23 protein-coding genes and 1 pseudogene are annotated in these 24303 nt (G+C 65.9%); 5 read left to right on the top strand and 19 right to left on the bottom strand.

All coding sequences use genetic code 11. The annotated features are described in order from the left end of the window. Window positions 1-209: pseudogene (locus FKZ61_RS22785) on the bottom strand (DNA recombination/repair protein RecA); the annotation flags it as partial. Between the two features lie 641 nt (window positions 210-850). Between FKZ61_RS22785 and FKZ61_RS22780 the strand changes: the two are divergent. Further along, window positions 851-1096, top strand: coding sequence for a hypothetical protein (locus tag FKZ61_RS22780; protein WP_141612462.1), 246 nt, complete (start codon window positions 851-853; stop codon window positions 1094-1096). Between the two features lie 73 nt (window positions 1097-1169). Here FKZ61_RS22780 and FKZ61_RS22775 read toward each other — a convergent pair whose 3' ends face one another. Genes FKZ61_RS22775 through FKZ61_RS22755 form a run of 5 tightly spaced genes read right to left on the bottom strand, consistent with a single transcriptional unit; the run spans window position 1170 to window position 5324 of the window. Beyond that, complete coding sequence (locus FKZ61_RS22775; protein ID WP_141612461.1) at window positions 1170-1688, bottom strand: VOC family protein; 519 nt, start codon at window positions 1686-1688, stop codon at window positions 1170-1172. After that, window positions 1685-3151: an FAD binding domain-containing protein gene (locus FKZ61_RS22770; protein ID WP_141612460.1), complete on the bottom strand. Its 1467-nt coding sequence runs from the start codon at window positions 3149-3151 to the stop codon at window positions 1685-1687. Before FKZ61_RS22770 ends, FKZ61_RS22775 begins: the two co-directional genes overlap by 4 nt. Before the next feature lie 25 nt (window positions 3152-3176). Then, on the bottom strand, window positions 3177-3968 hold the full coding sequence (locus tag FKZ61_RS22765; RefSeq protein ID WP_141612459.1) for a DUF3891 family protein: 792 nt from the start codon (window positions 3966-3968) through the stop codon (window positions 3177-3179). Then, on the bottom strand, window positions 3965-4267 hold the full coding sequence (locus FKZ61_RS22760) for a hypothetical protein (RefSeq protein ID WP_141612458.1): 303 nt from the start codon (window positions 4265-4267) through the stop codon (window positions 3965-3967). Before FKZ61_RS22760 ends, FKZ61_RS22765 begins: the two co-directional genes overlap by 4 nt. Window positions 4268-4298: 31 nt before the next feature. Beyond that, window positions 4299-5324, bottom strand: coding sequence for an LLM class flavin-dependent oxidoreductase (locus FKZ61_RS22755; RefSeq protein WP_141612457.1), 1026 nt, complete (start codon window positions 5322-5324; stop codon window positions 4299-4301). 311 nt (window positions 5325-5635) lie between these two features. Here FKZ61_RS22755 and FKZ61_RS22750 point away from each other — a divergent pair, with 311 nt between their 5' ends. The 3 genes from FKZ61_RS22750 to cofC all read left to right on the top strand — a co-directional run bounded on the left by FKZ61_RS22750 (window position 5636) and on the right by cofC (window position 8128). Continuing rightward, window positions 5636-6322, top strand: a complete 687-nt coding sequence (locus tag FKZ61_RS22750) for a nitroreductase family protein (protein WP_141612456.1) — start codon at window positions 5636-5638, stop codon at window positions 6320-6322. Window positions 6323-6348: 26 nt separating this feature from the next. Beyond that, complete coding sequence (cofD, locus tag FKZ61_RS22745; RefSeq protein ID WP_141612455.1) at window positions 6349-7347, top strand: 2-phospho-L-lactate transferase; 999 nt, start codon at window positions 6349-6351, stop codon at window positions 7345-7347. Window positions 7348-7501: 154 nt separating this feature from the next. Continuing rightward, a complete protein-coding gene (gene cofC / locus FKZ61_RS22740; protein WP_141612454.1) occupies window positions 7502-8128 on the top strand; it encodes a 2-phospho-L-lactate guanylyltransferase in 627 nt (208 codons plus the stop codon). A gap of 67 nt (window positions 8129-8195) precedes the next feature. On the opposite strand, the gene FKZ61_RS22735 is transcribed toward cofC, so the two are convergent. The 5 genes from FKZ61_RS22735 to FKZ61_RS22715 all read right to left on the bottom strand — a co-directional run bounded on the left by FKZ61_RS22735 (window position 8196) and on the right by FKZ61_RS22715 (window position 12205). Further along, complete coding sequence (locus FKZ61_RS22735; protein ID WP_141612453.1) at window positions 8196-8951, bottom strand: glucose 1-dehydrogenase; 756 nt, start codon at window positions 8949-8951, stop codon at window positions 8196-8198. A gap of 173 nt (window positions 8952-9124) precedes the next feature. Next, window positions 9125-10030: a GNAT family N-acetyltransferase gene (locus FKZ61_RS22730; protein ID WP_170200196.1), complete on the bottom strand. Its 906-nt coding sequence runs from the start codon at window positions 10028-10030 to the stop codon at window positions 9125-9127. A gap of 31 nt (window positions 10031-10061) precedes the next feature. Further along, on the bottom strand, window positions 10062-10331 hold the full coding sequence (locus FKZ61_RS22725; protein WP_141612450.1) for a DUF6504 family protein: 270 nt from the start codon (window positions 10329-10331) through the stop codon (window positions 10062-10064). A 53-nt stretch (window positions 10332-10384) separates the two neighbouring features. Beyond that, window positions 10385-10888, bottom strand: a complete 504-nt coding sequence (locus tag FKZ61_RS22720) for a CinA family protein (protein WP_141612449.1) — start codon at window positions 10886-10888, stop codon at window positions 10385-10387. A 45-nt stretch (window positions 10889-10933) separates the two neighbouring features. Further along, window positions 10934-12205 carry a class I SAM-dependent methyltransferase gene (locus tag FKZ61_RS22715; protein WP_141612448.1) on the bottom strand — a complete coding sequence of 424 codons (1272 nt, stop codon included), beginning with the start codon at window positions 12203-12205 and terminating at the stop codon, window positions 10934-10936. Window positions 12206-12637: 432 nt separating this feature from the next. On the opposite strand from FKZ61_RS22715, the gene FKZ61_RS22710 reads away from it, so the two are divergent. Then, complete coding sequence (locus FKZ61_RS22710) at window positions 12638-13516, top strand: SdrD B-like domain-containing protein (RefSeq protein WP_170200194.1); 879 nt, start codon at window positions 12638-12640, stop codon at window positions 13514-13516. Window positions 13517-13677: 161 nt separating this feature from the next. Here FKZ61_RS22710 and rsmD read toward each other — a convergent pair whose 3' ends face one another. The 8 genes from rsmD to FKZ61_RS22670 all read right to left on the bottom strand — a co-directional run bounded on the left by rsmD (window position 13678) and on the right by FKZ61_RS22670 (window position 24191). Next, a complete protein-coding gene (gene rsmD / locus FKZ61_RS22705; RefSeq protein WP_141612445.1) occupies window positions 13678-14262 on the bottom strand; it encodes a 16S rRNA (guanine(966)-N(2))-methyltransferase RsmD in 585 nt (194 codons plus the stop codon). Window positions 14263-14271: 9 nt separating this feature from the next. Then, complete coding sequence (locus FKZ61_RS24165; protein ID WP_141612444.1) at window positions 14272-15066, bottom strand: hypothetical protein; 795 nt, start codon at window positions 15064-15066, stop codon at window positions 14272-14274. A gap of 185 nt (window positions 15067-15251) precedes the next feature. Continuing rightward, window positions 15252-17675 carry an ArnT family glycosyltransferase gene (locus FKZ61_RS22695; RefSeq protein WP_141612443.1) on the bottom strand — a complete coding sequence of 808 codons (2424 nt, stop codon included), beginning with the start codon at window positions 17673-17675 and terminating at the stop codon, window positions 15252-15254. Further along, complete coding sequence (locus FKZ61_RS22690) at window positions 17659-19956, bottom strand: hypothetical protein (RefSeq protein WP_141612442.1); 2298 nt, start codon at window positions 19954-19956, stop codon at window positions 17659-17661. The genes FKZ61_RS22695 and FKZ61_RS22690 overlap by 17 nt, the downstream gene beginning before the upstream one ends. Further along, window positions 19956-21116, bottom strand: coding sequence for a lysylphosphatidylglycerol synthase transmembrane domain-containing protein (locus FKZ61_RS22685; RefSeq protein WP_141612441.1), 1161 nt, complete (start codon window positions 21114-21116; stop codon window positions 19956-19958). The genes FKZ61_RS22690 and FKZ61_RS22685 overlap by 1 nt, the downstream gene beginning before the upstream one ends. Before the next feature lie 3 nt (window positions 21117-21119). Continuing rightward, a complete protein-coding gene (locus FKZ61_RS22680) occupies window positions 21120-21743 on the bottom strand; it encodes a GNAT family N-acetyltransferase (protein WP_141612439.1) in 624 nt (207 codons plus the stop codon). Window positions 21744-21752: 9 nt separating this feature from the next. Further along, entirely contained in the window at window positions 21753-23018 is a 1266-nt protein-coding gene (locus FKZ61_RS22675; protein WP_141612438.1) for an argininosuccinate synthase, read from the bottom strand. Window positions 23019-23126: 108 nt separating this feature from the next. Further along, on the bottom strand, window positions 23127-24191 hold the full coding sequence (locus FKZ61_RS22670; protein ID WP_229964370.1) for a DegT/DnrJ/EryC1/StrS family aminotransferase: 1065 nt from the start codon (window positions 24189-24191) through the stop codon (window positions 23127-23129). Between the last annotated feature and the right edge of the window lie 112 nt (window positions 24192-24303).

Genomic DNA, 24303 nt, shown 5'->3' with positions numbered 1-24303 from the left:
CCCGAGCTTTCGGGCCCGTAGATCTCCACAATGCGGCCCCGGGGCATGCCGCCCACGCCCAGGGCGATGTCCAGGCTCAGGCTGCCCGTGGGAATCACCTCCACCTGCAGCCGCTTCGCCTCGCCCAACTTCATAACCGCGCCTTCGCCATACTTCTTGTTCAAATTGGCCAGGGTGGTTTCCAGCGCTTTCAGTTTTCCACTTTCCATGATGGTTGTCTCCATTTTCGGAGTCCGTGGGAGCCAGAGGTGGGGTCCGCTCCCTGCCTGGTGCCGGTGGCTCGACGCGCCCCCAGGGCCTGCCGAGCGACAGCCTCCCGTGAACAGGACGGCGCCGGAGTGGAGCCATGCCAGGAGTCCTGGGAGATTGTGGCCATTTTAGCTCATGTGTTCTATAATGTCAACTGCGAATGTGGGGCAAGTGGGGTAGGGGACGTCCCACTTCGGTGGAGGCGGGGCGTCGTGGTGATTCACAACCACCGATGCCAATCCCCTGGCGTCCCCGTAGCCGTAGGTCCCGTTTCCATACGGGACGGCATCCGTGCGGTATCCATACCGCACCTACGTGCATGGCGTACACCGTCGCGGCGGTTGGCAGCCGTCGGTGCGCGGCTGGGGGTAGTTAATGGCTGGTTTGAGATATGGTGGCAAATTGGTTGTTTGTTTTTAAGAAATTGATGTAGATATTGATTATATTCATATTGCTTATTGACTTTCTTGTATTTCCTGCTAGAATTGGTTGCGAGCCTTCGGCTATCATGCCGTCGCGGTAACACCGGCACCGTCTGGCCCCTCTTGACGTGGGCCAGCGATTGTGAGGCAAAGGGTTGCCTGGAGGAGGGGAACCTGCCATGTTTCTATTGCCAGATCATTTGGGGATGTTGGCTGCCCTGGACGAGGAAAAACGTCGGGAGCGGTTGCAGGAGGCCGAGAAGGAGCGCTTGCTGGCCCTGGCCAGCCAGGCCCGCCGGGTGGGTTCCCGGACACCGGTGTCGCGCCGTTTGGCGGCCTGGGTCGGGAAGCGCCTGGTGCTGCTCGGGCTTCGGCTACAGCACTATGGCCGTGGACCCCACCGCCCCCGGGCGCGGATGGCGTAGCCCAAGGTGGCTGATAAACGAGGTGACTGATAAAGAGGTTTGGAATCGTCGCTGGAAGGGGCCGCCGGCCACTTCAGGGGGCGCCGGCGGGATCGCCGAAGGATTCGCTGGCGGACTCCTGCCGGGTGCGCAGTTCAATCATGGCGCCCAGGAGCGCCTGGGTGTCCAGGTAGGCCCAGAGGGCGCCTGGCCGCAGGGTGGAGCCGCCGCTCTGGAGGATGGGCACCTCCAGGCCGGCGGCCACCGCCTCGGGGTCGTCCACCTCGAAGAGAAGGTGATGGATGCCTTCGCCATGCTCGGCCAGAAATTCGCTGTAGATGTTCTCGCCTTCCAGGGGTTGGATAAACTCCAGCTGGACCGGGCCGGTCTCCACAAAGGCCAGGCGCATGCGAAACCGGCCCGGCCCGCCCCGGTAAGTGGCCGTTGCCGCCAGATCGGTGCCTTCTGGTGGCCAGTCCACGATCCGGGCAGGCGGCAGGTGGAAGCGTTCCATCCAGGCGCGCAGGGTGGCTTCCACATCCCGCACCACAATGCCCACCTGGACCACGGGACCCAGATGGATGCGGCCCGATGGCGTCTGCTCTGGCTTCATGATGTGGCCTCGTCTTTCCCTGGTTCGGGGGCAGGATCTGCCAGGCGGGCGGGCGGGCGGCTGCCTGCCATGAGCACTGCATCCAGGATCTTGCGGTATCCGGTACAGCGGCACAGGTTGCCGGTCAACGCTTCCTCCGCTTCGGCCCGGGTGGGGTGGGGACGCTCTTCCAGGAGCTTGGCGGCGCTCATGATGAAGCCGGGAGTGCAGTAGCCACACTGAACCCCGCCGCTCTGGACAAAGGCGGCCTGCACCGGATGTAGGGCGGCAGGGTTGCCCAGCCCCTCCACGGTGACCACCTGGCTGCCCCGAGCCCGCTCCGCCGGCACCAGGCAGGCCATCACGGCCATGCCGTCCAGAAAAACGGTGCAGGCGCCACATTCCCCCTCGGCACAGCCTTCCTTCACGCCCACAAACCCGGCCGCGCGCAGGCTCTCCAGCAGGGTCGCACCGGGCATCAGCTCCACAGGTTGACCGTTGACCCGGGCCGGCCCGATCCGGTCTTCCGGGTGGGCGGCAGACGAAGGCCAGCGTCCATCACCCTGGCCCCACAGGAGAACCGGCCTCTCGGGCCAGCCTGCCCGGCTCTGGCCATCCCGGATCTGGCGCAGGATGCGGCTGACCAGGGTTTCGACCATGGCCCGGCGATAGGTGGCGCTTCCCCGCACGTCATCGATGGGCGAGGCCGCAGCCTGGGCCAGACGGGCCGCCTCCAGGATCACCTGGTCGGTCAGGGGGCGGCCCGCCAGGTACTCTTCGGCCTGGGGAGCGCGCACGACGGTGGGCGCCACGGCCCCCAGGCTGATGGCTGCTCGCTGGACCCGACTTCGCCCGGGGTCCCAGGTGATTACGGCGGCCACGCTGAGTACGCTGATGGCCTGGGCACGGCGGAGGCCCAGTTTGATGAAGGTGCCTTCCTGCTCCTCCTCCAGTTGGGGAACAGAGATGCGGGTGAGGATCTCATCCGGCGCGAGATCCACCTGTCGGAAGCCTGTGCAGAAGTCCTTCAAAGCAAGGGTACGCGCCCCGCGGGCCGCGCTTTCTACCGTCACCGTGGCATCCAGGGCCAGCAGGGGGACAAGGGTATCGTTGGCCGGGCTGGCGGTGATGATGTTGCCGGCCACCGTGGCCCGGTTGCGGATCTGGGGCGCGCCCACCTCCCAGCAGGCTCGGGCCAGGGGAAAGGCATGCTGGACCACCAGGGAACTGGCCACACACTGATTGTGGGTGACCAGGGGGCCCAGGTGGATGGCGCCGTCCGCCTCCCAGATCTCGGCCAGGCCGGGGACCCGGGTCAGGTCGATGAGGCCCAGGGGCTGACCGTCCGGGCCGGTGCGGGTTCCCCGGGCCAGCTCCAGGAGCAGGTCGGTGCCTCCGGCGATGATGCGGGCCTGTTCACCGTATTCGGCCTTCAGGCGCAGGGCTTCGTCCAGGGTGGTGGGTGCTGCGTAAAAACGATACATGGGCAATTCGATTCTGATTCCGGTCTCATTCCGGTCGGATCACCTGCCAGGTGAGGCAGTGATAGGGCGCTTCTGCCAGGGCGGCATGGTAGGCAGCGGCGTGGTCAAATCGGCGCTGGCTCAGGAGCCGGCCGTGGATCGTCACATCGAAGTGGTCCACGTCGAAGGGCCATGGATCGAAGGTGATGGTGTCATCCCCGTGTTCCATCTCGATGGAGACAAAGGTCCCTTCGCCATCCAGCGGGCAGCGGGGGAAGGTACGGCGGCTGGCCCAGGGGATGGTCACCTGAAGACTGGCCGAGTCGCCGAACTGGAGCAGGCGGGTGTTGGACTCCAGCACGGCTGGGCGCAACGCCCGGGCCATGGCGGCATCCTGGCCAAAGCGCGCCCGGAGGAGATCCTGCCGCTCCTGTTGTTCGTCCAGAAATGCCTGGATCAGGCGGCGCTCGGATGGATCGGTCACGTCTTCCAGCCCGCCCTGGTAGAGGTAGGCAGCGTGGTTGCCCACCAGGACGCCGGCGTAGGGATGTTGGGCCCAGGCCCGGGCCACGCCCCGGCGCCAGAGATCGAGTTTGGTCTCGGCCTGGGGACCATGGATAAAGTCCATGGGATAGCCGTCGGGGCGCAGCTCAGGCTGCTGCTCCCATTCGTACCAGCCGTTGTCATGCTGGGCGATAGCCAGGAGAGTGATATCGTAGGGCTCGGGCCGGGCAAAGTCCCGGTTGCCCCAGTGGCGGCAAAAGCTGGCCGCCATCAGCGCGTGGCTGGTCTGGTGGATGCAGAGGAGCCGGCCGTCGGGCATTTCGCGGACGATCATGGCGCCTCCCTGGCCCCAGCACGCCAGAAGGAGAGGCCGCCCACCATGCCTCCCAGCAACAGGCTCAGGGCTGTTTGTCGGCCTGGCTGACCCAGCAGCCGGGCCAGGAGCAGATGGCCGCCCACCAGCCCGGCGCCGGCCACCACGACTGCTGCCGGGATGGGCGGCGCGGCCCCCGGTGTGTTGAATGCAGCCCGCTGCATCTCCTCTATCTGGGCTTCCGCCTGGCGGCGGCTCCAGCCCAGGTAGAGGCGCAGGCAGATGGCCGTAGACAGAGTCATGGCGATAAATTTGAGCATGGCGGCCGTTCTGGTGGATGTGTTGGATGCTTCAATAGCCATCGGCGAAGGTGTCGATCATCATCTTCACGTCGCCCAGGGGGTAGAGGATGGGGCAGGTGGCGCCGTTGGCCAGGTATTCCCGCACCTTGGCCTTGACCTCCGCAGGGGTGCCGCTGGCGGTGATGCGCTGGACCAGCTCGTCCGGCACCAGGGGCATGGCCTGGCGCACCTGTTCGCGGGTGGCTGGCCAGCCCAGGATAGACTGGATCCGCTCTACCACCTCGGGCTTGACGCCGCTGGCCTGGGCGATGTGGGGCTGCTGGGCCAGGTACTGGGTAAGCAGTTCCCGGGCGCCGTCCAGGGCCACCTGGCGATCCTCGTGGACGGAACAGACGATGAGTTGGGGGCGGTCGATGTCGTCCAGGCTGCGGCCGGCCCGGGCGGCGCCCTTTTCCAGGTGCTCCATGGCCTGGAGGTTATACTCCGGCGGCACGCAGTAGTTGAGCACCACGCCGTCTGCAATCTCCCCGGCCAGCTCCATCATCTGGGGGCCGGTGGCGCCGATCATGATGGGCACATGACGGGGCTCCCGGCGGCCGTGGACCACATCCAGCTCGATGCCCTCCACGTGGTGAAATTCGCCGTGAAAGGTCACATTTTCCATGGCCAGCAGGCGTCGCAACACTTCCACCGTCTCGCGCATGGCCTTCAGCGGTTTGCGACGCTGGATGCCCACGTTGCGGGCCAGGGGATCCCACCAGGCGCCAATGCCACAGATGATCCGGTTGGGCGCCAGGTCGTCCAGGGTCAGGAAGGTGGCCGCCAGGAGGCCGATGTTGCGGGTCCAGTTGTTGATGACGCCGGACCCCACTTTGATTCGTTCCGTCACCGCGGCGTAGGCCGCCATGGGCACGATGGCATCCCGCACCAGGCGACTTTCTGCCTGCCAGACGGCCTCAAAGCCCCTGGCCTCGGCGTAACGGGCATACTCCATGCCATCGCGGATGGGATGTTTGTCTTGCAGATAGAGCGCCACCCGCTGGCGAGCGCCATCGGTTCCTTGCCCATTGCTCATGGTGGACTCTCCCTCTATCCAGGTGATTTTATCCAGGTGATTTCAGGTTCTCGGTCAAGCCGGGGATGGCGTGAGTTTCTTCCTGCCCGGCATCATCGCTGTCTGATGCGCGCCCGGAAAAGGGCGCCAGCGCTAGTGTACACTTGGCACACGCCCCCGTCAAGGTCAATTTCGGGATGGGCCTGGGCGTGCTATAATCCCCTCTGTCAGCGGGCGTTGGGGCGACAACAGGCCCGGGCCTGTTTGCCCGATGTCTTGATGACCCATGGACGAAGACTTCATGGCCGGGCATCCCAGATGTCAGGCACCAGATGTCAGGCAACGGAGAGGAGCAGCGGCTGGTGGCTGAAGCGGCGACGTCGGATCCGGAGAAAGTCCTTTCCCCGTCGGCCTTCCCCTGGGAAGGCTTCTGGACGTTGATCCGGGGGCGGCGGTCCATCCGACGCTACCAGGCGCGGCCGGTGGAGCGGGAGACACTGCTGAAATTGCTGGACGCAGCCCGCTGGGCACCGTCCGCCCACAACCGCCAGCCGTGGCGCTTCTGTGTGGTGACCGGCGAGGCCACCCGTCAGGCGTTGGCGCTGCGCATGGGGGAGCGGTGGCGGCAAGATCTGGCCGCAGATGGCGCAGATTCGGCCTTCATCGAACGTCGGGTGGCCATCAGCCAGGCCCGCCTCACCGCTGCGCCGGCCCTGATCGTGGCGGCCCTCTCCATGGACGAGATGGACCAATATCCGGATGTCCGTCGCAATCAGGCTGAGTGGACCATGGCCGTCCAGAGCGTGGCCCTGGCCTGCCAGAACCTCCTGTTGGCGGCCCATGCCCTGGGGCTGGGCGCCTGCTGGATGTGCGCTCCCCTCTTTGTGCCCGAACTGGTGCGAGATGTCCTGGACCTGCCGCCCACCTGGCATCCCCAGGCCCTGATCACCGTGGGCTACCCGGCCGAAGAGCGGCAACGGGAGCGGGCTCCCCTGGAGAGTCGGGTGGTGTGGCGCTGAACAAGATAGATGGAGTGGCCTTTCCAATGAACCGATCCTCGAGGATTGAACAAGTGGTGGCGTTGGCTGGCGGCGTGGGGGGAGCCAAGTTGGCCGCCGGACTACAGGCAGCCCTTCCCCCCGGCGCCCTGACTGTGATCGTCAATACCGGCGACGACTTTGAACACTGGGGCCTGACAATCTGTCCGGACCTGGACACGGTGATGTACAATCTGGCCGGCGTCCACAACCCGGAAACGGGTTGGGGGCGGGCCGATGAGACCTTTGCCGTCCTGGAGGCCATGTCTCTCCTGGGTGGGGAGGACTGGTTCCGCCTGGGCGACCGGGATCTGGCGGTTCACCTGCGCCGCACGGAATGGCTGCGCCAGGGCCTCTCCCTGACCGAAGTGACCGAACGCCTGCGCCGCAGCTTCGGGATTCCGTCCACCATTCTCCCCATGAGCGATGACCCGGTTCGCACCCTGGTTCACACCGACGAGGGGGATCTGCCTTTCCAGCACTATTTCGTCCGCCGACGTTGTGAACCCATGGTGATCGATTTGAGCTTTGTGGGCGCCGACCAGGCCCGGATGACCGAACCGGTGCGTGCCGCCCTGGAGCGGGCGGACCTGGTGGTCTTGTGCCCCAGCAACCCATACCTCAGCCTGGATCCCATCTTGAGCGTTCCAGGGCTGCGGCGGCGGCTGCAGCAACTCCCCGCGCCCAAGGTGGCCGTGAGCCCCATCGTGGGGGGGCGGGCCCTGAAAGGCCCCGCGGCCAAGCTGATGCAGGAACTGGGGCAGATGATCAGCCCTTTGACCGTGGCCGATCACTTCTCGGACCTGCTGGATGGCTTTGTCCTGGATCGTCAGGACGCCGTGCTGGAGCGCTCCCTGGACATGCCGGTCCTGGTCACGGACACCATCATGACCGACCTGGCCTCCAGGCGGGCGCTGGCCACGGCCCTTCTGGACTTTGGGGCCGGGCTGCTGGCCTCTCCCTCCTATTCGCCGTCCTCGCTGGACTCGAGCCCATCGGCCCAGTGAATCCCGGCCGAAATTCGCCGAGGCCATCTCTGGTGGAGATTATCGGCGAATTTCTGTCGGGGTATTTACGCCAGACCGCACCAGGTCGGCCCAGGCTGTGGAACATGCTCGCCGACTCCGCGTCGAAACGCCGCGCCGAAATCGTGAACCACTGATGCTGCCTTTTTGGTGTGTGATACCGGTCAAGCCCTTCCCCGAAGGCAAGAGCCGCCTCTCCGGCATGTTGTCGCCTTCGGCCCGGACGGCCCTCAACCGTCGCCTGTTGACCAGGGTATTGGACATTCTGAAGGCCAGCGACCTCCCGGTTCAGGTCCTGGTGATCAGTCGGGACGAGGAGGCTCTGGCTCTGGCCCGTGGGCGAGGGCTCCTCGGCCTGCCGGAAGTGGAGGACGGGGGATTGAATGGAGCGTTGGCGCAGGCCCGTACCCACATCCAGGCGCAGGGAGCCCAGGCGTTGCTGGTACTCCCTGCGGACCTGCCCTTTCTGACGGTGGCCGATCTACATGGCCTCTATGGCATGGCTCAAGATCCAGATGTGCAGGTCGTGATAGCCCCCAGCCGTGACGGCGGCACCAATGCCCTTTGCCTGCGTCCGCCGGACGTGCTGGATTTTGCCTTCGGGGAGGAGAGCTTCCAGGCCCATCTTGCCCAGCTCCGGCGCCGAGGGCTTGCCTATCGGGTTTACCGATCCGTGACCCTGGCCCAGGACCTGGACCAGCCCGGCGATCTGTGGGCGGCGCGCGACGTACTCCGCCAGGACCCCGTTCAGGGGTGCTGCTGACCGGCCGAGAGGGGATGGGGCCGCATCTGAGGATGCTCACGCCGCAACCGCTGGGGCGGGATCCCCATCAATAGGCGGACCAGCCCCCGTCCACCACCACCACGGCACCGTTGACGAAGCTGCTGTCATCGCTGACCAGGTGGAGGGCTACCCGGGCAATCTCTTCCGGTTTGCCCGTTCGGGGCATGCTGGCCGCGCCCAACTGCATGCGATTCAACCCAAATTCGTTGGGCTCGCCACCCAGGCCGATGGCCGTCTCGGTGCCGCCCGGGCAGATGGCGTTGCAGCGGATGCCTTCGGTGGCGTACATGTAGGCGATGTTGCGGGTCAGGCCGATGACGCCGTGTTTGGAGGCGGTATACGCCGCCCCGGCCCGTCCGCCATGGAGCCCTGCCACGGAGGCCGTGTTGAGGATGACGCCGCCGCCCTGGGCTCGCATCAGCGGGATGGCCTTGCGACAGGCCAGGAAGGGGCCGGTCAGGTTGATGCGAAGCACCCGCTCCCACAGGTCCAGGGGCACATCGGCCGCGGGCGCCATCCGATCCATGATGCCCGCGTTGTTACAGAGGATGTCCAGCCGGCCGTAGGTCTCGGAAGCCAGGTCGATCATCCGCGCCACATCTTCTGGCGACGAGACGTCGCCCACGAAGCCGGTGGCTTCTCCGCCGGCCGTGCGGATGGCCGCTACCGTTTCATCCACCCGTTCGGCGACAATGTCGGCCACCACGACGCGGGCGCCTTCGGCAGCAAAGAGAGTGGCCATGGCCCGGCCGATACCCGAACCGGCGCCAGTGACAATTGCGACACGGTTGTCCAGTTTCATGGGGGAAACTCCTTTTATCCCGATGGGTTTGAATGGGTGTTGGATTGAATGAAAACGCTTTTATCGCGATTTCCCCAGTTGAATCAGTGATGTTGCCCACAAGTTTTGCTAAGAATGGGGATAACTCTGGGGATAAATCGGCTTTCTGGGGAAAAATAGATTGCAGGCGGACGTTAACGAACAAGCCGGACGAGTACGGGAATGGCCGTGCCCACCGCCTGGAAACCGCTGCGGCGATAGAGATCCTGGGAGCGCCGGTTGCTGGTCTGGGTGTTGAGGGCCAGCACGTGACAACCGCTCTGGCGGGCGTGGGCGATGCTGTCCCACAACAGTTGGCGGCCAATGCCCTGCCCCTGGAAACGGGGATGGACCGCCAGGCGGGCCAGCTGCATCTCCCGTTCCGAGTTACTGGAAAGAGCCGAGTAACCAGCCAGTTCCCCCTGGTACAGGGCCACCTGCAGCCGGCTGCGCATCAGCAACTCCAGCAGATCTTGTCGACTGAAGTGCCACAGAGGCTCAAAGGCCGCGGCATCCAATACGGCCAGATCGGCCATCTGTTCGGCATGGGCCGGGGCCAGTTGCGCCACCTGGGGCGGCGGCTCGGGTAAGGGACGACGCTGGAGGCTGGTCAACTGATAGAATTGGATACTGTCCACCTGGGTAAAATCCCCGGCCAGCAGACCGGCCAGCAACCAGGGCGCGCTTCCGTAGGCCATCAACTGGTAGGCCGGAACGTTGCCCGCGGCGCGCAGTTCTCCCTCGACGCGCTGCAAAAGCGCAGCGAGCAGGGGAGCCGGGCTATAGCCGTGGGCCACCGCCGCCGCCCGGACATACCCCCGGGTTGGTGCCGTGGGAGGCAGGGTGGTGGGGCGTGTCTCCACCTGAACACAGAGGAGCCCTACCAGCCGCTCTCCCTCCTGGGCCAGCCAGAAGTGCGCCCGATCCACCAGCCCCGGCAAGTCTTCGGCGCCAAAGTCCACGTGGCGCCGGCGGACCTGCTGCAGGAAGCGGCGGATCTGGGGGAGGTGGGCAGCCGTTGCCCGTTCCAGCTCCAGGGTCTGGGACACTTCTGCCGCCATGGGAACACTTCTCCTCTTGCTCCGCCCGGGCTCACACGACCGCATCCCGCAGCCAGGCCCGGTGGATGGTCCAGCGGTCTCCGGCCGGGTCCCAGCGCAGTTCGTAGGTGTTGTCGTCCACCGTCTGCAGCAGGAAGCAGCGCAGGGATTTCCCCGCCACCCGCTCTTCCCACTGCCGGCCTACGGTGCTCACGTAGCGGGTCTTGCCCCGCCAGAGGAAAGAGGTGGGGCTGATCTTGCCGCCGGGCAAAAGCCGGACCAGCACATCTACCGGCTCATCCACCAGTACTTCCCGGGTCATGGTGAAATCTCCTTTCGGCATGGTTGCCTTGGGGACGTCCCAGGGCGCCGGACTCACGGCCGGGCCCGTTCTTCCAGATAGGCCAGGATCATGGCCAGCGCGGCGTGGGCGCTGAGGAGCTTGTTGCCATGGCGATCCGCCTGCCAGACGTGACGCGCACCTCGCTCCACCCCATCGGCCGTGCTCAGGTGAATGTGTACCGTGCCGGTGGGCTTGTCCGGCGTGCCGCCCCCAGGGCCGGCGATGCCGGTGATGGCCACGGCCACATCCACGCCGTACAGGCGCCGGGCTCCCTGGGCCATCTGCTGGGCCACGCTGGCACTCACGGCGCCCTCAGCCATCAGGGTCTCGTGGCTGACGCCCAGGACCCGCTCCTTGGCATCGTAGCTGTAGACGATGGCGCCGCCGGCAAAGTAGTCAGAGCTGCCGGGGATCTCCGTGATGAGGTGGCCCACCAGGCCGCCGGTACAGCTTTCAGCCGTGGCACACATGAGGCCATGGATCCGCAACTGCTCCCCAACCCGGCGGGCCAGGGCCACTATGTCAGCTTCGACCATTTGTGTGTCCGGTTCCACGGGCTTTTCCTCCTTGGGCCGGTCGATTCATGCCCCGGCCGGTGAATCTGTCGGGGCGGCTGCCGATGAGGCCGGCGGCTGAACTCGTTCGGCAATCAGCATCAGCCGTTCGTCGCCGCGGCGGGTGAAGATGACCACTCCATCGCGGCCCTGCCGGGGCAGTTTCAGCCGCGGTCGAAATGCTTCTGGCACAAAGGGCGCCCCCCGTTTTTTTAGCTCCACCCGGGCCATGCCCAGTTCGTGGAGTCGGCGGTTGAGGCGCTTCAGGTGAAAGGGGGCCACCTCCAGAATTCGGAACGATTGAACCAGTGGACTCCACTTTAGCGCAGGTGCCACCAGATAGGCAATTTGGGGATCAAACAGGTGCGCTTCCAACTGTTGGCAGAGCTCGGCAAAGGCACCCGCACGGATCAGGGCTGGATCTGGCTCGTGCAGGTACATGCCCGCCTCCAAGGGGCCCAAGGGCGGCGCTTCGCCACTGGCGATCACTCGATGCCAGCAACCGTGTACATGGACGCTGGCCCAGCGGCCAGCCAGGGCCAGGGGGCCGAACCAGAGGACCGCTTCCTTGCAGGTCCCCTGATGGCTGATGAATTCGACGCCACAATGGGCCGGCAGCTCCTCATCGGCCACCCCCGGCATGACCTTCGCCCCCAGAGCCGGCACCTGCTCCTGCAGGGCCAGCAGGATGGCCAGGGGCGGCTCCATGTGGTGGAGGCTGAAGATGCGCCGGCCGTTGGTCCGGCGGGCCGGATCGGCAAATGCGCCGGCAGCTGCGGGCAACCGGCCCGCCCGCAGCTCCTGGGTCCAGTCGGCATGGCGGAATTCAACCCGGTCGGCCAGTCCCCACGCCTGGAGATTGGCCTGGGCCAGCCGCAGCCGCACTTCATCCCGCTCGTAGGCGATGACCGGCCGATGGTGTGCCAGGGCCAGGGTATCCCCGCCGATACCGCAGCCCAGGTCCAGCACAGGGCCGGGCGGCAGGTGGCGGGCGAACCAGGCGGCCCGATGCCAGGCCACATCCCAGGCGGTGGCTTGTTCCAGCGCTTCGGGCGTGAAGTACATGTGTTCGGCGTGGGGAAACTTCTCGGCGCCCCGCTGCCGGAGCCGGAGCAGGGAGAGAAGGGCGCCTGCCTGGGCAGGAGCCACCTGTCGGCGCAAGGTCTGCAGCAGGGGCAGGGTATTGGCCGTGGACAGGTCGGCCCGGCTCCACTCGGCCGCCATCGCCTGGCCTTCCGCCGAGAGGAGAAAATCCACCGTATCCAGGTTGATGGCCTCGGTATCGATTTCTGTGACCATGTCTTTGCGTTCTATCCCACTCCGGGCTGATTATAGTCCGGGCGAGGGTTCCAGGCCAAACCTGCACCAGGTCAGGCGGGATGGAGCCGCGTCTAACGTCGATGTGGAGCCATCGTCGCGGAAACGTCGGGCAAAGGGCTTGACGAAAGGCCGGGCTGCCGGTAAGATACAATCACATCTGTTTGTGCGAAATTGCACAGATGCTCCCTGCCTGTCCTCCCGGCTGTCGCCGCAGGCAGGGCGGTCGCCGACCCGGGTCCCTATGCCAGCTGCTTCGTGTCGGCCATTGCCCCGCATATCTGCGCGTTTGGCGGTCTCCGTGTATAATGGATGGGCTGAACCACGGGTTCAGGGCGCAACAGATGTCACTGCCACAACTCGTTTTCGTCTACAGGAAGGAGCGGTATGAGCGTACATCAGGAATCACTCGATATGACCAAATCAGTGGAACGAATGGAAGAACCGCCGGAGTTGGAGTACAGTGCTGTTCGCAACGACTCCCTGGCCATGTTTGGGGCCGCCATCGGCGGGGCGCTGCTGGGCATGCTCTTGACCCTCTTGGTGCTGGCCATTCTCAACGGCGGTACCCTGAGCTTCACGGGCGGTGAACGCCTGGCGGTCTTCGAGGCCAGCCTGGCCCGGGTTGACGAAAACGTGGGCGCTGTCAGTTACAACGTGGACGTGGTGGCCCAGCAGGCCCGGGAGATCCAGAGCCAGCTTGGCCAGGTGGAGGCTGCCCTCAGCCAGCGGCTGGATGAGCAGGATGCCCAGATCGGCGAGTTGGGTGAGGCCATCGCCATCCTGGATCGCACCCGCAATCAGTTCGACGTCTTTGTGGCAGCCCTCTCGGATGCCCTCAGCACCATGAAGTCCCTGGAGGCTGAGGCGGCCGCACCGGCGGAGGCAGCGCCCGCGCCGGCGGAGAGCGCCCCGGCTGAAGCCGCCCCGGCCGAGGCTGTCGCCCTGCCCACCCCAGAGGTGGCCACCAGTGCGGATGTGCCCGCCCATGCCGTGGCGGTGGTGCTCTTCCAGGATGCCAACGGCAACGGCACGCTGGACGAGGGCGAAGCGCCTGTGACCGGTGTGCAGGTGACCCTGGTGGACGCGGCCGGTGAGACGGTGGCCCAAGAGGCGACCGGCGAGGAAGGCGTGCTCTTCAGCGAGCTGGCAGCGGGCACCTACCAGGTGACCGTGGAGGCCCCGGCCGATCTGACCCTGGCCGTTCAGCCCGCGGCCGAGGTGACCGTGGAGGCGGATGCCACGGAAGGTCACGTGGTCTACGTCCCGGTGGAGGCAGCGGCTGGCGAGTAAACGCCCGCCCTTTGCTCTGGACTGGAGCGTCAGTCAAACAAAAAGGGAGGCCAACGTTGGCCTCCCTTTTTGTTTCCCCTTTGTCACTCTTCATCCTCCATCCCCCTGGCCCCCTTTCCCGCCGGAGAAGAGGGAATGAGGGGGTATGGCGATCGTCAGCATCACATCTCTTCCCCTTCGTCCTCTGCGGCCAGATCCTCGGCCGCGGCGTAGAAGAGGAGCAAGACCGAGCCGTAGCGACGCCGGTCGTACTCCTCCAGGTGGGTCAGCTGGACCGGCGTCTCCTCGCGGGGGTGGATCTGGACGATGACTGCGCCGAAGGGGGCCAGCAGCTCGGGCCGGCTGTCCACCATTTCCAGCGCCTTGCGCCAGAGCCCCTGGTACTGGGGCGGCGCGATGTAGATGAGGTCGAAGGGCTCGCCCTGGTATTCCTGCAGGAAGCGGAAGCTGTCTCCCTGCTCCACCCGGGCCCGATCGGCCAGGCGGCAATGCTCCAGGTTGGCGGTGATGGTGCGGATGGCCTTGCGGCTGCGGTCGATGAAGTGGGCAAAGGCGCTGCCCCGGCTTAGGGCTTCGATGCCCACGGCACCGGTGCCGGCGAACAGGTCCAATACCCGGGCATCGATCAGCCAGTCTCCCAGGATGCTGAAGAGGGCTTCCTTGGCCCGGTCGGTGATGGGCCGGGTGGTGTCGCCCGGCACCATCTGGAGTTTGTGACCTTTGGCACTACCGGCAATGACGCGCATGGCAACTTCCTATTGAACCAACACATCCCAGGTCCCGTCGTTCAAGATGCGGAAGTAGCGGATGGTGGCATCTTCGAAACAGGCCAGCAGCAGACCGCTGCCAAAGGGCTGGGTGACCGAGTGCTGGCAGAGCCGCTCCTCTTTCACGACTGTCCCCATGGCCTCCTGGAGCTGGGGATCCGAACACCAGAGTTTGCCGAAGCCACGGCGGGGCAGGGGCGGTGAGTCCGGCTCCCCACCCAGGGGGTTGCAGCTAAAGGTCGGGTCCACGTCTTCCTGCCAGGTATCGGCGAACTGCTGCCAGGTATGGTCGGCGTAGAGCACGTAGATCTGGTTGCTGGTACTGAACCAGAGCATGAAGCGGTCAAACTGGGGGCCTTCGCCGAACTCCTGGATGGCCACAGGCGCCAGAGATGCCGCATCCACGGGGCAGCCCATCTGGGCTTCCAGGTTGGGATAGCCGGCCAGATCCAGATGGGGCTCAATGTCGCAGTCGGCGCCGTTGTCCACCTGGACGGGCACCAGGGGGCTGGCGGCGGGGGTGGCCAGGGGGGACGTGGCTGCCGACTGCGGCGTGGGCAGGGGACTCTCCGGCGCGACTGGGGCTGCGGTGGGCGGAATGGGGGTCGGCGCAACGGTCGGGGCCAGCTGTTCCTGGGGCGTTGGCGAGGGCGGCGGTGGCGTGGCCGTGGCTTCCTCATCCCGGCCGGAGCCGCAGCCGGCCAGCAGCATCCATGCCAGAAGCAGGGTCAAAACCAGACCGGCCTTGGGCAGATGGGTCCATCGTTTTTGGTTAGGGTACATAGCTGTGCGTTGTTCCTGTTGTTGCTCTCTTGCCTGATTCATTCCGTAACCTCGTGTTGTTCAGCCCGCCAGAACGGCCGCCCTGCTTCTCCGCGAATTCTACCATGGATTGGCGCGTATCCGTAGTTCGGTGGGCAACAGTCCCTGGAGCCCCCAGGACGGTTCGTTGTCCTCCCCGGGGCAGGTCACCGGGAGGCGTGGGGGGCCACCTGGATGGGCCCCAGCTCGATGGCGTAGTCCTGTGGCCCCGCGCTGACGGGCAACCGCTGGCCGGAGACCGGGTCGTAGAGGCCCACGGCAATGGTGTAGCTGCCCGGCGGGATATCTTCCGGCAACAGCATGCCGTAGCGATCCGGGATCTCCTCGCCGGGCTGCCAGGTGCTGGTGGGCCGCATCCACTGCACCGGCTGGCCGTCCCGTTGGGCGACCTTTTCGTCCGCCTGGTTGAGCAGGTGGATGAAGACCTGGTAGTTGTAGTCCACAGGGCGGAGGCTCTCCCACCGCAGCATCAGCAGCAGCTCGCCGCCAGGCTCCACAGCCGTGGTCAGGGCATAGCCCTTCAGCCGGATCCAGCCGTTCTCCTCGTCGATCTCCTCGCCCTGTTGCGCCGGATCGCCGAAGATCGTGCCCAGGCCCGCCTCCTGGAGGTCATAGGCCTGGGGCATGGCGTAGAGGGCCAGCCGCTGGCCGTCCTGCTCGGTCAGCCGCTTTTCCATGAGCAGGAAGGTGTTGATGCGCAGGGGGCGTTCCCAGCCCGACTGCTCCGGCAGGGTGGCATCCGGCAGCACCCACAGGCGGGCGTACGAGGCCTGAAGCCGGGCCAGCCAGGCCTCCTCGGCCGGTTCCAGGCTGCCTCGGGGCAGGAAGCCGAAGGTGGGCAGATCGCCATGGTAGGCATTGGCGAAGTGCTGGGTCTTTTCCGGTAACAGCATGAGGATGGCATCCCCAGGCCGTTCCTGTTGCTCAATGCGCCTGGCAGCCTCCTGCATTTGAGGATCGCCCAGGGCCGAGTAGTTGTAAATGAGGATGGCCAGAGCCAGGCCGCCCAGGGCCGCGCCGTAGAGACCTTCCGGCGTGGCTCTACCCTGCCAGGGGGGCACCGCCGCCCGCAGGTGCCGGGTCAGGAGTACCACGCCCAGGGCCACCACCGCGCCAGGCAGGAGCAGGTTCAGCCAGTGAACAGCCTGGGGCCCCATGCCCATGCGCCACCAGGCCAGGTGAATATGCTCGGGCTGTAGAAAACGCCACTGGAGCACCAGGGGCGAATAGCGCCACTGGGTGAAGGTCACCGGCGCGAAGAGGGGCTCCACCTGGGCGGCCAGCCAATCCTGGACCAGCCCAAAGGGCACCAGCATCCCCAGCCACTGGACGCCGATGGAGATGGCCACCAGCAGCAAGGCGCCCACGCGGCCGGCCATTCCCCAGCGCCTTTGCTGGACCAGCTCCATCCAGGCTGGACCGGTCAACAGGGCCAGAAAGGGCATCAGCGGGACCAGAAAGCGGGGACCCCAGCTGTAGCCGCCGTGCCACATGTACCACTTGCCGTACAGGAGCACATAGGTAACGGTCAGGGCCAGGCTGATGGCCAGGGCTGGCCTGGCCCGCTGCCAGAACCAGCGCCCCCCCACCAGGCCCAGCAGCAGCGCCGGGCTGTACCAGAGCAGTCCCCGGGCCGGCCCAAAGAGCAACCCATAGATGCCGAACCACCAGACTGCGCTGAAGCGTTCGCTTTCCACGTAGCCGCTCTCCCAGATGCTGCCGTAGCGCACCCAGTTCCACCAGAGGGAGATCAGCCCGGCCAGCACCACCGGGACCAGAAAACTGACCAGCGGCCGCCAATGTTCCACCAACAGTCCACGCAGCCGATCCCGGCCGCTGGCCAGGCCCGGCGACTGCCGCAGCAGCACGAAAATCAGGCCGATCAAAAAGATGGGCAGGGTGACCAGGTTGACCACCCGGGCCAGGTAGGCCAATCCCCAGGCCAGGCCGCTGCTGAACAGATACTGTTTCCGCCCTGTCTGATCGAAGCTGAGGAGGCCATAAAAAGCGCCGTACAGACCAAAGGCACAGACCGGGTCGCTGAAAAATGTCTGGGTGTATGGCCAGGCCAGGGTGGCCAGCCCGAAGATCAGGGCCACCATGACCGAGGCATTCCGATTCCAGCCCAGCCGCCGGCCCGTGCGGAAGAGCAGGGCACCTGTCCAGGCGGTCAACAGGGGGTTGAGCAGCAGCGCCGCCTGGACCAGGCCCACGTTGGGCCAAAATTTGGCCAGCCAGAGGAGGGGGATGGCCAACAGGGTCATCCCCAGGCCTTTGCGGCTGTACAGATTTCCATCTGGTCCTAAATTGCCCTGCTGGTTGCCCATCCATAGAAGCTGGTTGCTGTCCCAGCGCCCCCCACGTACGAAGCTTTCGGCCGTGGCAAACATGGCCAGGCCGTCGCTGCTCTGGATGATACCTGTGTAGGTAAAGAGGTAACAGGCCAGCAGGAAGCCGAACACGAAAAAGGCGATATGCCGATCCCGGGCGCCGATCTCCCGGCGGGCGATCCGTTCGGCGTCGGTGTAGATGCGTTCCATGGCGATGGGTTGATCAGGGCTCTCGAACACGAACATCCAACGAAATATGGTCGTCGACAGTTCCATCGGGAAGAGTCACCGGCAGGCGGCCGGTGGCGTCATACAGGCCGATGTGTAGCTCATATGTCCCCGGCGCCAGGGTATCCGGCAGCATGAGCCGATAGGGATCCCGGATCACCGCCCCAGGTGGCCAGGTATGGGTGGGCGCCAGCCCGGCCCCGGGCGGATTGTCCTGCTGGGCCACCAGGGTGCCGTCGGGCGCCAGGAGCTGGGTAAAGACGGTGTAGCTGCCGGCGATGGGCGCCGACGCCTGCCAGTATAACACCAAATGCCACGGGGCGCCCCTTTGGGCCCTTCCCATGGAGATGGCCCAGAGGTGAATGGGGACGCCATCCGCCTCCAGGGTGGCCACTTCCGTGGCCGGCAGCCGCACCAGCCGTTGCAGGACGCAGGCGCCCAGTTCCCGCACCTCCAGCTGGGCCACATCCGCACGGGCCAGGAAGGCCTGGCCGCCAGCGATCGGGCTGGTGGGCGACTCGGGCAGGTCCGGGCGGCTGATCCACCAGAATTCGCCCGGCGTGACCTGTTGCGCCAGCCGCTCCGCCACCACCTGGCTCCGGTCCCGGTCTGGCTGCTGGCCGTCATAGCCGTCCACCACCAGGAACGAGTAGCGCTCATGTAGCCAGGGATAAAAATCCTGCCAGACCTGGACCTGCTGGGTGACGATGCGGCGGTCGGGCCATTCGGCTTCCTCCTGCAGCAGGAGGACGGCCTCCCGGCAGGGGTGTTCTGCCAGCCGCCGGTCCCGGTAGGCCTGGGCGGCCTGGGGGGTGGCGGCCACGGCGGCGATCACCGCCAGCGCCAGGATGCTGCTGCCGGCCACGCGGGCCACCCGTTGCAGGCGCTCTCCCCGGCGCTGGGGCTGCCAGATCTGGCCCAGCCACTCCGCCATCAGGGCCAGCAAAAGCCCCGTGCGCACCAGCACTGTCCCCCACAGAAGCCAGTGCTCCTCCGGCAGCATGATCAGGAAGACATTGGCCTCCACGAAATTGGTCAGGCTCAGGAGGCTGCCCACCAGGACGCCGTACAGGCCCGGCTGCAGCAGGGCGATGAAGACCAGGATCCAGAGCAGAAACTGGGGGCTCCACCCCTTGCTGTAGAGGAAGAGCAAGATCACGCTGGCGCCGGCAAAGGCCAGGGGCGTCCGCGGGTGTTGCCAGTCGTATGGTCGGGTGTAGAGATAGAGATAGAGCAGGGCAAAGCCCAGGCCGATCCAGGTCCAGGGCAGGCGGCTCTCCCAGAGGGGACCTCCTAGGCCGGCCAGGTTGCGCATGTCCAGGGGGACCAGTCCATAGCCGTAGAAGCCGTCCAGCAGGGCCCAGAGGCTTTGCCAGGGCGGGCGGATGCTTTGCACCTGGAAGCTGCTGAAGGCCAGGGCCGGGTTGTGGCGCACGAAGGGGTAGCCCACACCCACCACCGTCGCCAGAAAGATCGCGCCATACAACGTGGGCCGCAACAGGTTGCCCTCTGCCCGGGGGTTGAACCAGTCATGGCGAAGGGCCTGCCAGTTCAGGCGAGCCCCCAGCCGGCGGACGGCAATGGGCACCATCAGCGCTGGCGTCAGTTTGACCAGGAAGCCCAGCCCGGCGACGACCGCGCTCAGCGGCCAGAGGGTTCCCCGCCGCGCCAGCAGCAGGTCCAGGGCCAGCAGCATGAAAAAGAGGGGGTAAGGCTCGAACCAGCCCAACAGGGTGTACACCGGCACGAAGAAAAGGCTGTAGAGGATGGCGCTGCCCAGGCCACCCGGGACCGGCCAGAAGCCTGCCGTCTGGCCCTGGGCCGGCGAAGCCGGACGGAGCCGATTGCCCAGGCGGTAGATCAGGATCAGGTTGCCCGTTTCAAAGGCCAGCAACGCCAGGCCGAAGAGGGTATGGAACCAGAAGCGGGGCTCCACCCAGGGCGGAATGCGGTGGGCAAGGTCCGCAATGGGCAGCATCAAGGCCGGAAAGAGGGGCGGGTAGGCCGTCCACAGGTTGTCGTAGGCCCGGTAGCCCATGGGCACCAGCTGGGACCAGGTGTAGTAGAAGTCGTAGTCGGAGAAGTCGGCGATGAAGCCGCCAGGGCGAAAGAGCAGGATGGCCAGCAGGCGGAAACTGACAAAGAGGGTCAGCACCACCAGAAACGGATAGTGGCGACGATACCAGGCCAGTACAGTCTGGCGTAAATGCCACGGCAGAAATTGGGCGGCACTCCCTCTGGTGGATACGCTCGGCGAATTTCTGCCGGGATTGACCAGGAAACGGCGCTTCATCAGCAGGGACCTGCAGTCGTGGCGGATTGTCCGGCCGGTTCATCGACAGGCGGCTCAGACGCTGGCGAGCGCCCCAAAAGCAGCTGGCCGAAGCCCAGGCTGAAGGTCACCAGACCGCTGAAGAGCAGGAAGCTCCAGTAGCTGACAGCCCGGGTGACCAGGATGGCCGCCGGGATGTTGAACGGCGGCAGTGGCAGGAGGGCAAACAGGGCCGCGTAGGCGGTCTCGATCTGCCCCACGCCGCCGGGGGTGATGGGCAGGGCCGCGAAGATGTCCACGGTCAGGGCCACGAAGGCCGCGCTCCCCCAGGGGAGGGTGTGCCCCAGGCTGCGCACCGCCAGCCACAACAGCAGGGCGTCGCACAGCCAGATGTACAGGCTCTGGAGCACCAGGCCGAGCGCCGCCCCAGGACGGCGGCGCAACAGGTCCAGGCCCTCCATGGCCTGGGTCAGGAAATCCAGGGCGGCCCGCCCGCGCGTCCACAAGCGGGGGCTGCCCGCGTGTGCTGGCCACCGTTCCGCCAGCCGGCGGAAAAGGTGCGGCGCGATGGCCGCTGCCACCAGCACGCCCAGGCTGACAGCTCCGGCCAGCAGGTAGGCTGCCGTGACCCAGGGCGGGAGTTTCCCCTGCAGGACGGCCAGGCCAAAGCCCAGGGCCAGAAGCAGAATGGCCACCAGATCCAGCAGCCGCTCCAGGACGATGGAACTGGCGCCGTCGGCCATGGGCACGGCCGCCTGTCCCCGGGAAGGCATGCGCAGCATGACCATGCGGAAGAGATCCCCGGCCCGGGCCGGCATGAGCGCGCTGACAAACCAGCCGCTGATGAGCAGGCCCAACACCCGGCCCAGCCCCAGGCGGTGACCCAACAGCCCCAACAGCCGTTGCCAGCGCAGCCCACGGATGGCAAAACCGCTGTAGTGGACGAGCACGGCCAGGCCCAGGAGACGCCAATCCAGGTGGGCCAGGCTTTGAAGCGCCGCCTGTCCATCGCCCAGGCTCAGCAGCAGGGCCACGGTGAGCACACCCAAACCCGCCATGAGACCCAGGCGCGGGCCGCTCAACCGCCAGCCCGGCGAACCGGGACTGGCAGGTTGAGCTTCATGACTGGCCTGGCGTGGTTCCGCTGGTTTCATGATGGTCTGGATGATGGTCTGGCCCAAGCCCTATTGTCCACCGGGGTGTGCCTGGGGAAGCTCCCGTCGGTAGAGACACAGGGCACGGCCGTACAGGGAAATCTGGCGCCGTTCCACAAAGTGGTGCCGCCGGTAGAAGCGCTGGGCTCCCTGGTTAGCCGCATCCACCATCACATCCAGGGTGGTGAGGCCCCGGCGCCCACATTCGCCCACCAGCGCCTCCAGCAGCCGGGTACCGATGCCCTGTCCCCGCCACGCCGGCGCCACCATGATGGACAGGAGCTCGGCAGCGCCCTTCTCGCCAGGCTCCCGGGTCAACAGGGGGTAAGCCAGGGTCTGGGCGCTGTGCCAGAGCAAGATGGGATGCCGCAAGCAGCGGGCCAGCGTGACCGGCAGCAGCTCCCCCAGGTGGCGGGTGGCCATCTCCAGGAAGAGCTGGCCGGTGTTGGTGGTGGCGCTGACGAACCCGATCACCTGGTCCGGTTGACCTGACCAGGCGGCGAAGCCGAAGCCCGCGGCAGAGCGGGGCAACGCCCGGTAGAAGACCGTCAGCACCCCCGGCCCCAACTCGGTCAGGAAGGTGCCCGACTGGCCCGCCAGGTGCAGGTGGGCTGCAGCAGTCGCGTGTTCCGGCGCCAGTTCAACGATGGTCACGCGGTTTCGTCAATCCCGTTTGAAATCGCTGAAGTCGGTCGACTCGTAGTCGCTGACCCCCTTGCCCTCCACCTTGAGCATGGCCGCTACTTTCAGGGGCAGGCCAAAGAGGCGGATGAAGCCCTCGGCGTCGGCCTGGTTGTAGACGTCATCCTCGTCGAAGGTGACGTAATCTTCCCGGTAGAGGCTGTAGGGGCTCTTGCGGCCGGCCAGGATCACGTTGCCCTTGTAGAGCTTCAGCCGCACGGTACCGGTGAGGTTCTTCTCCGTGCTCTGGACGAAGGCGTCCAGGGCTTCCCGCAGGGGGCTGAACCACTGGCCGTTGTAGACCAGTTCGGCGTAGCGCAGGCCCACCTGCTGTTTGTAGTGCAGGGTGTCCCGGTCCAGGCAGAGCTGCTCCAGCGCGGCGTGGGCCTTGTAGAGGATGGTGCCGCCGGGTGTTTCGTAGACGCCCCGGCTCTTCATGCCCACCAGGCGGTTTTCCACGATGTCTACCCGGCCGATGCCGTGCTTGGCGCCCAGGGCGTTGAGCTCTTCCAGCAGGCCCACCGGCCCCCGGGCCACGCCGTTGATGCGCTCGGGGATGCCCCGGCGGAAGTAGATCTCCACATATTCGGGCTCGTCGGGCGCGTCCTCCGGCGCGGTGGTCCACTCGAACATATCGGCCGGCGGCTCGTTCCAGGGATCCTCCAGGGGGCCCCCTTCGTTGCTCAGGTGCCAGAGGTTGCGGTCCTGGCTGTAGATGCGCTCCGCCGTGGCCTTGACCGGGACGTTGTACTCGGCGGCGTAATCCAGGGCGTCCTTGCGGCCGCGGATGTCCCATTCCCGCCAGGGGGCGATGATGCGCAGATGGGGGTTGAGGGCCATCACCGTCAGCTCGAAGCGGACCTGGTCATTGCCCTTGCCGGTGGCGCCGTGGGCTACCGCGTCCGCCCCTTCCAGCTCCGCAATCTCCACCAGGCGTTTGGCGATGAGGGGGCGGGCCATGGAGGTGCCCAGCAGGTACTCCCGCTCGTAGATGGCACCGGCCTGCATGGTGGGGAAGACGAAATCGGTCAGGAACTCGGCCCGGAGATCTTCCACGTAGCATTTGCTGGCGCCGGAAGCCAGGGCCTTTTCTTCCAGCCCCTGGAGCTCATCGGCCTGGCCCAGGTTGGCACAGAAGCAGATTACCTCGCAGCCGTAGTTGTTGCGCAGCCACGGCACAATGATGCTGGTGTCCAGCCCCCCAGAATAGGCCAGGACACATTTACGGACAGTCGGCTTGTTGCTCATTTTGACTCCTCAATATGACCTTGAAAGTATGCTGAATCCGCCCGATCATCTATGACCGAAGCGGACAAACCCTACTCCCCAATCTTCAATCTTCAACCTTCCCACCCCTCACAGATTCGGACAGGCCTCCCGAATCACATCGGTGATGTACTCGATCTCCTGCAGGCTGAGGGACGAGGCAGAGGGCAGGTAGAAACCGTCCCGGCACAGGCGTTCGGCGACCGGATAGCGCTGGCCTTTGAACCGCTGCCAGTAGATGGGCTGGCAGTGCATGGGGATGAAAAAAGTCCGGGTCTCGATGCCGTGGTCGGCCAGGACCTTGCGCAGCTCGTCCCGGCCCATGCCATAGGCCTCCCGATCCACCAGGATGCCGTACATCCAGTAGACGTTGGTGGCCCACGGGGCTTCGGGCGGGGTGGTGATGCCGGGGATCCCCTGCAGGCGGGCGGTGTATTCCCGGGCGTTGCGGCGCCGGGCCTCCACGAAAGTCGCCAGCTGTTCCACCTGGGCCAGGCCCACCGCGGCCTGGAGGTTGGTCATCCGGTAGTTGAAGCCCACAAACTTGTGCCAGAAGTGGCGCTCGGTGCTGAAGGCGTGGTCCCGCAGGTTCCAGGCCAGCCGGGCCAGCTCCCGGTCGTTGGTGGTGATCATGCCGCCTTCGCCGGTGGTGATGATCTTGTTGCCGTAGAAGCTGAAACCCGCGGCGTGGCCCAGGCTGCCACAGGGCCGGCCCTTGTAGCGGGCGCCGTGGGCCTCGGCCGCGTCTTCGATGACAGCGATGCCGTGGCGTTCGGCCAGCGCCATCAGCGGATCCATGTCCACCGGGTGGCCGTAGATGTGGACCGGGAGGATGGCCCGGGTGCGGGGCGTGATTTTGTCCGCTACCTGGTTGATGTCCATCTGCCAATATTCGGGCTCGCTGTCCACCAGCACGGGGGTGGCGCCGCAGTAGGTGACGGCGTTGATGGTGGCGATCATGGTGAAGGTGGGCAGGATCACCTCGTCGCCCGGCTCCAGGCCCAGGGTCGCCAGGGCCAGGTGCATGGCCACCGTGCCGTTGGCGCAGGCGATACCGTAGCGGGTGCCCACCGCTTCGGCAAACTTCGCTTCAAATTCCCGAATAAAACTGCCGGCCGAGGAGATCCAGTTGGTCTCGATTTGGACTTTTGACAACGGAGTCAAAAGACGCAGGTCAAGATTTGCGAAAAAGAAGGAACTGCGCCAGAAGTAGTGCATGGACATCACTCGACACACTACCGCTCTGGAGCAGTTCCGGTGCACATTG

It is taken from the genome of Litorilinea aerophila (assembly GCF_006569185.2).
Lineage (GTDB): Bacteria > Chloroflexota > Anaerolineae > Caldilineales > Caldilineaceae > Litorilinea > Litorilinea aerophila.
Note: the sequence above shows the minus strand (reverse complement) of the source record. Positions and strands in the feature narration are given on the sequence as shown.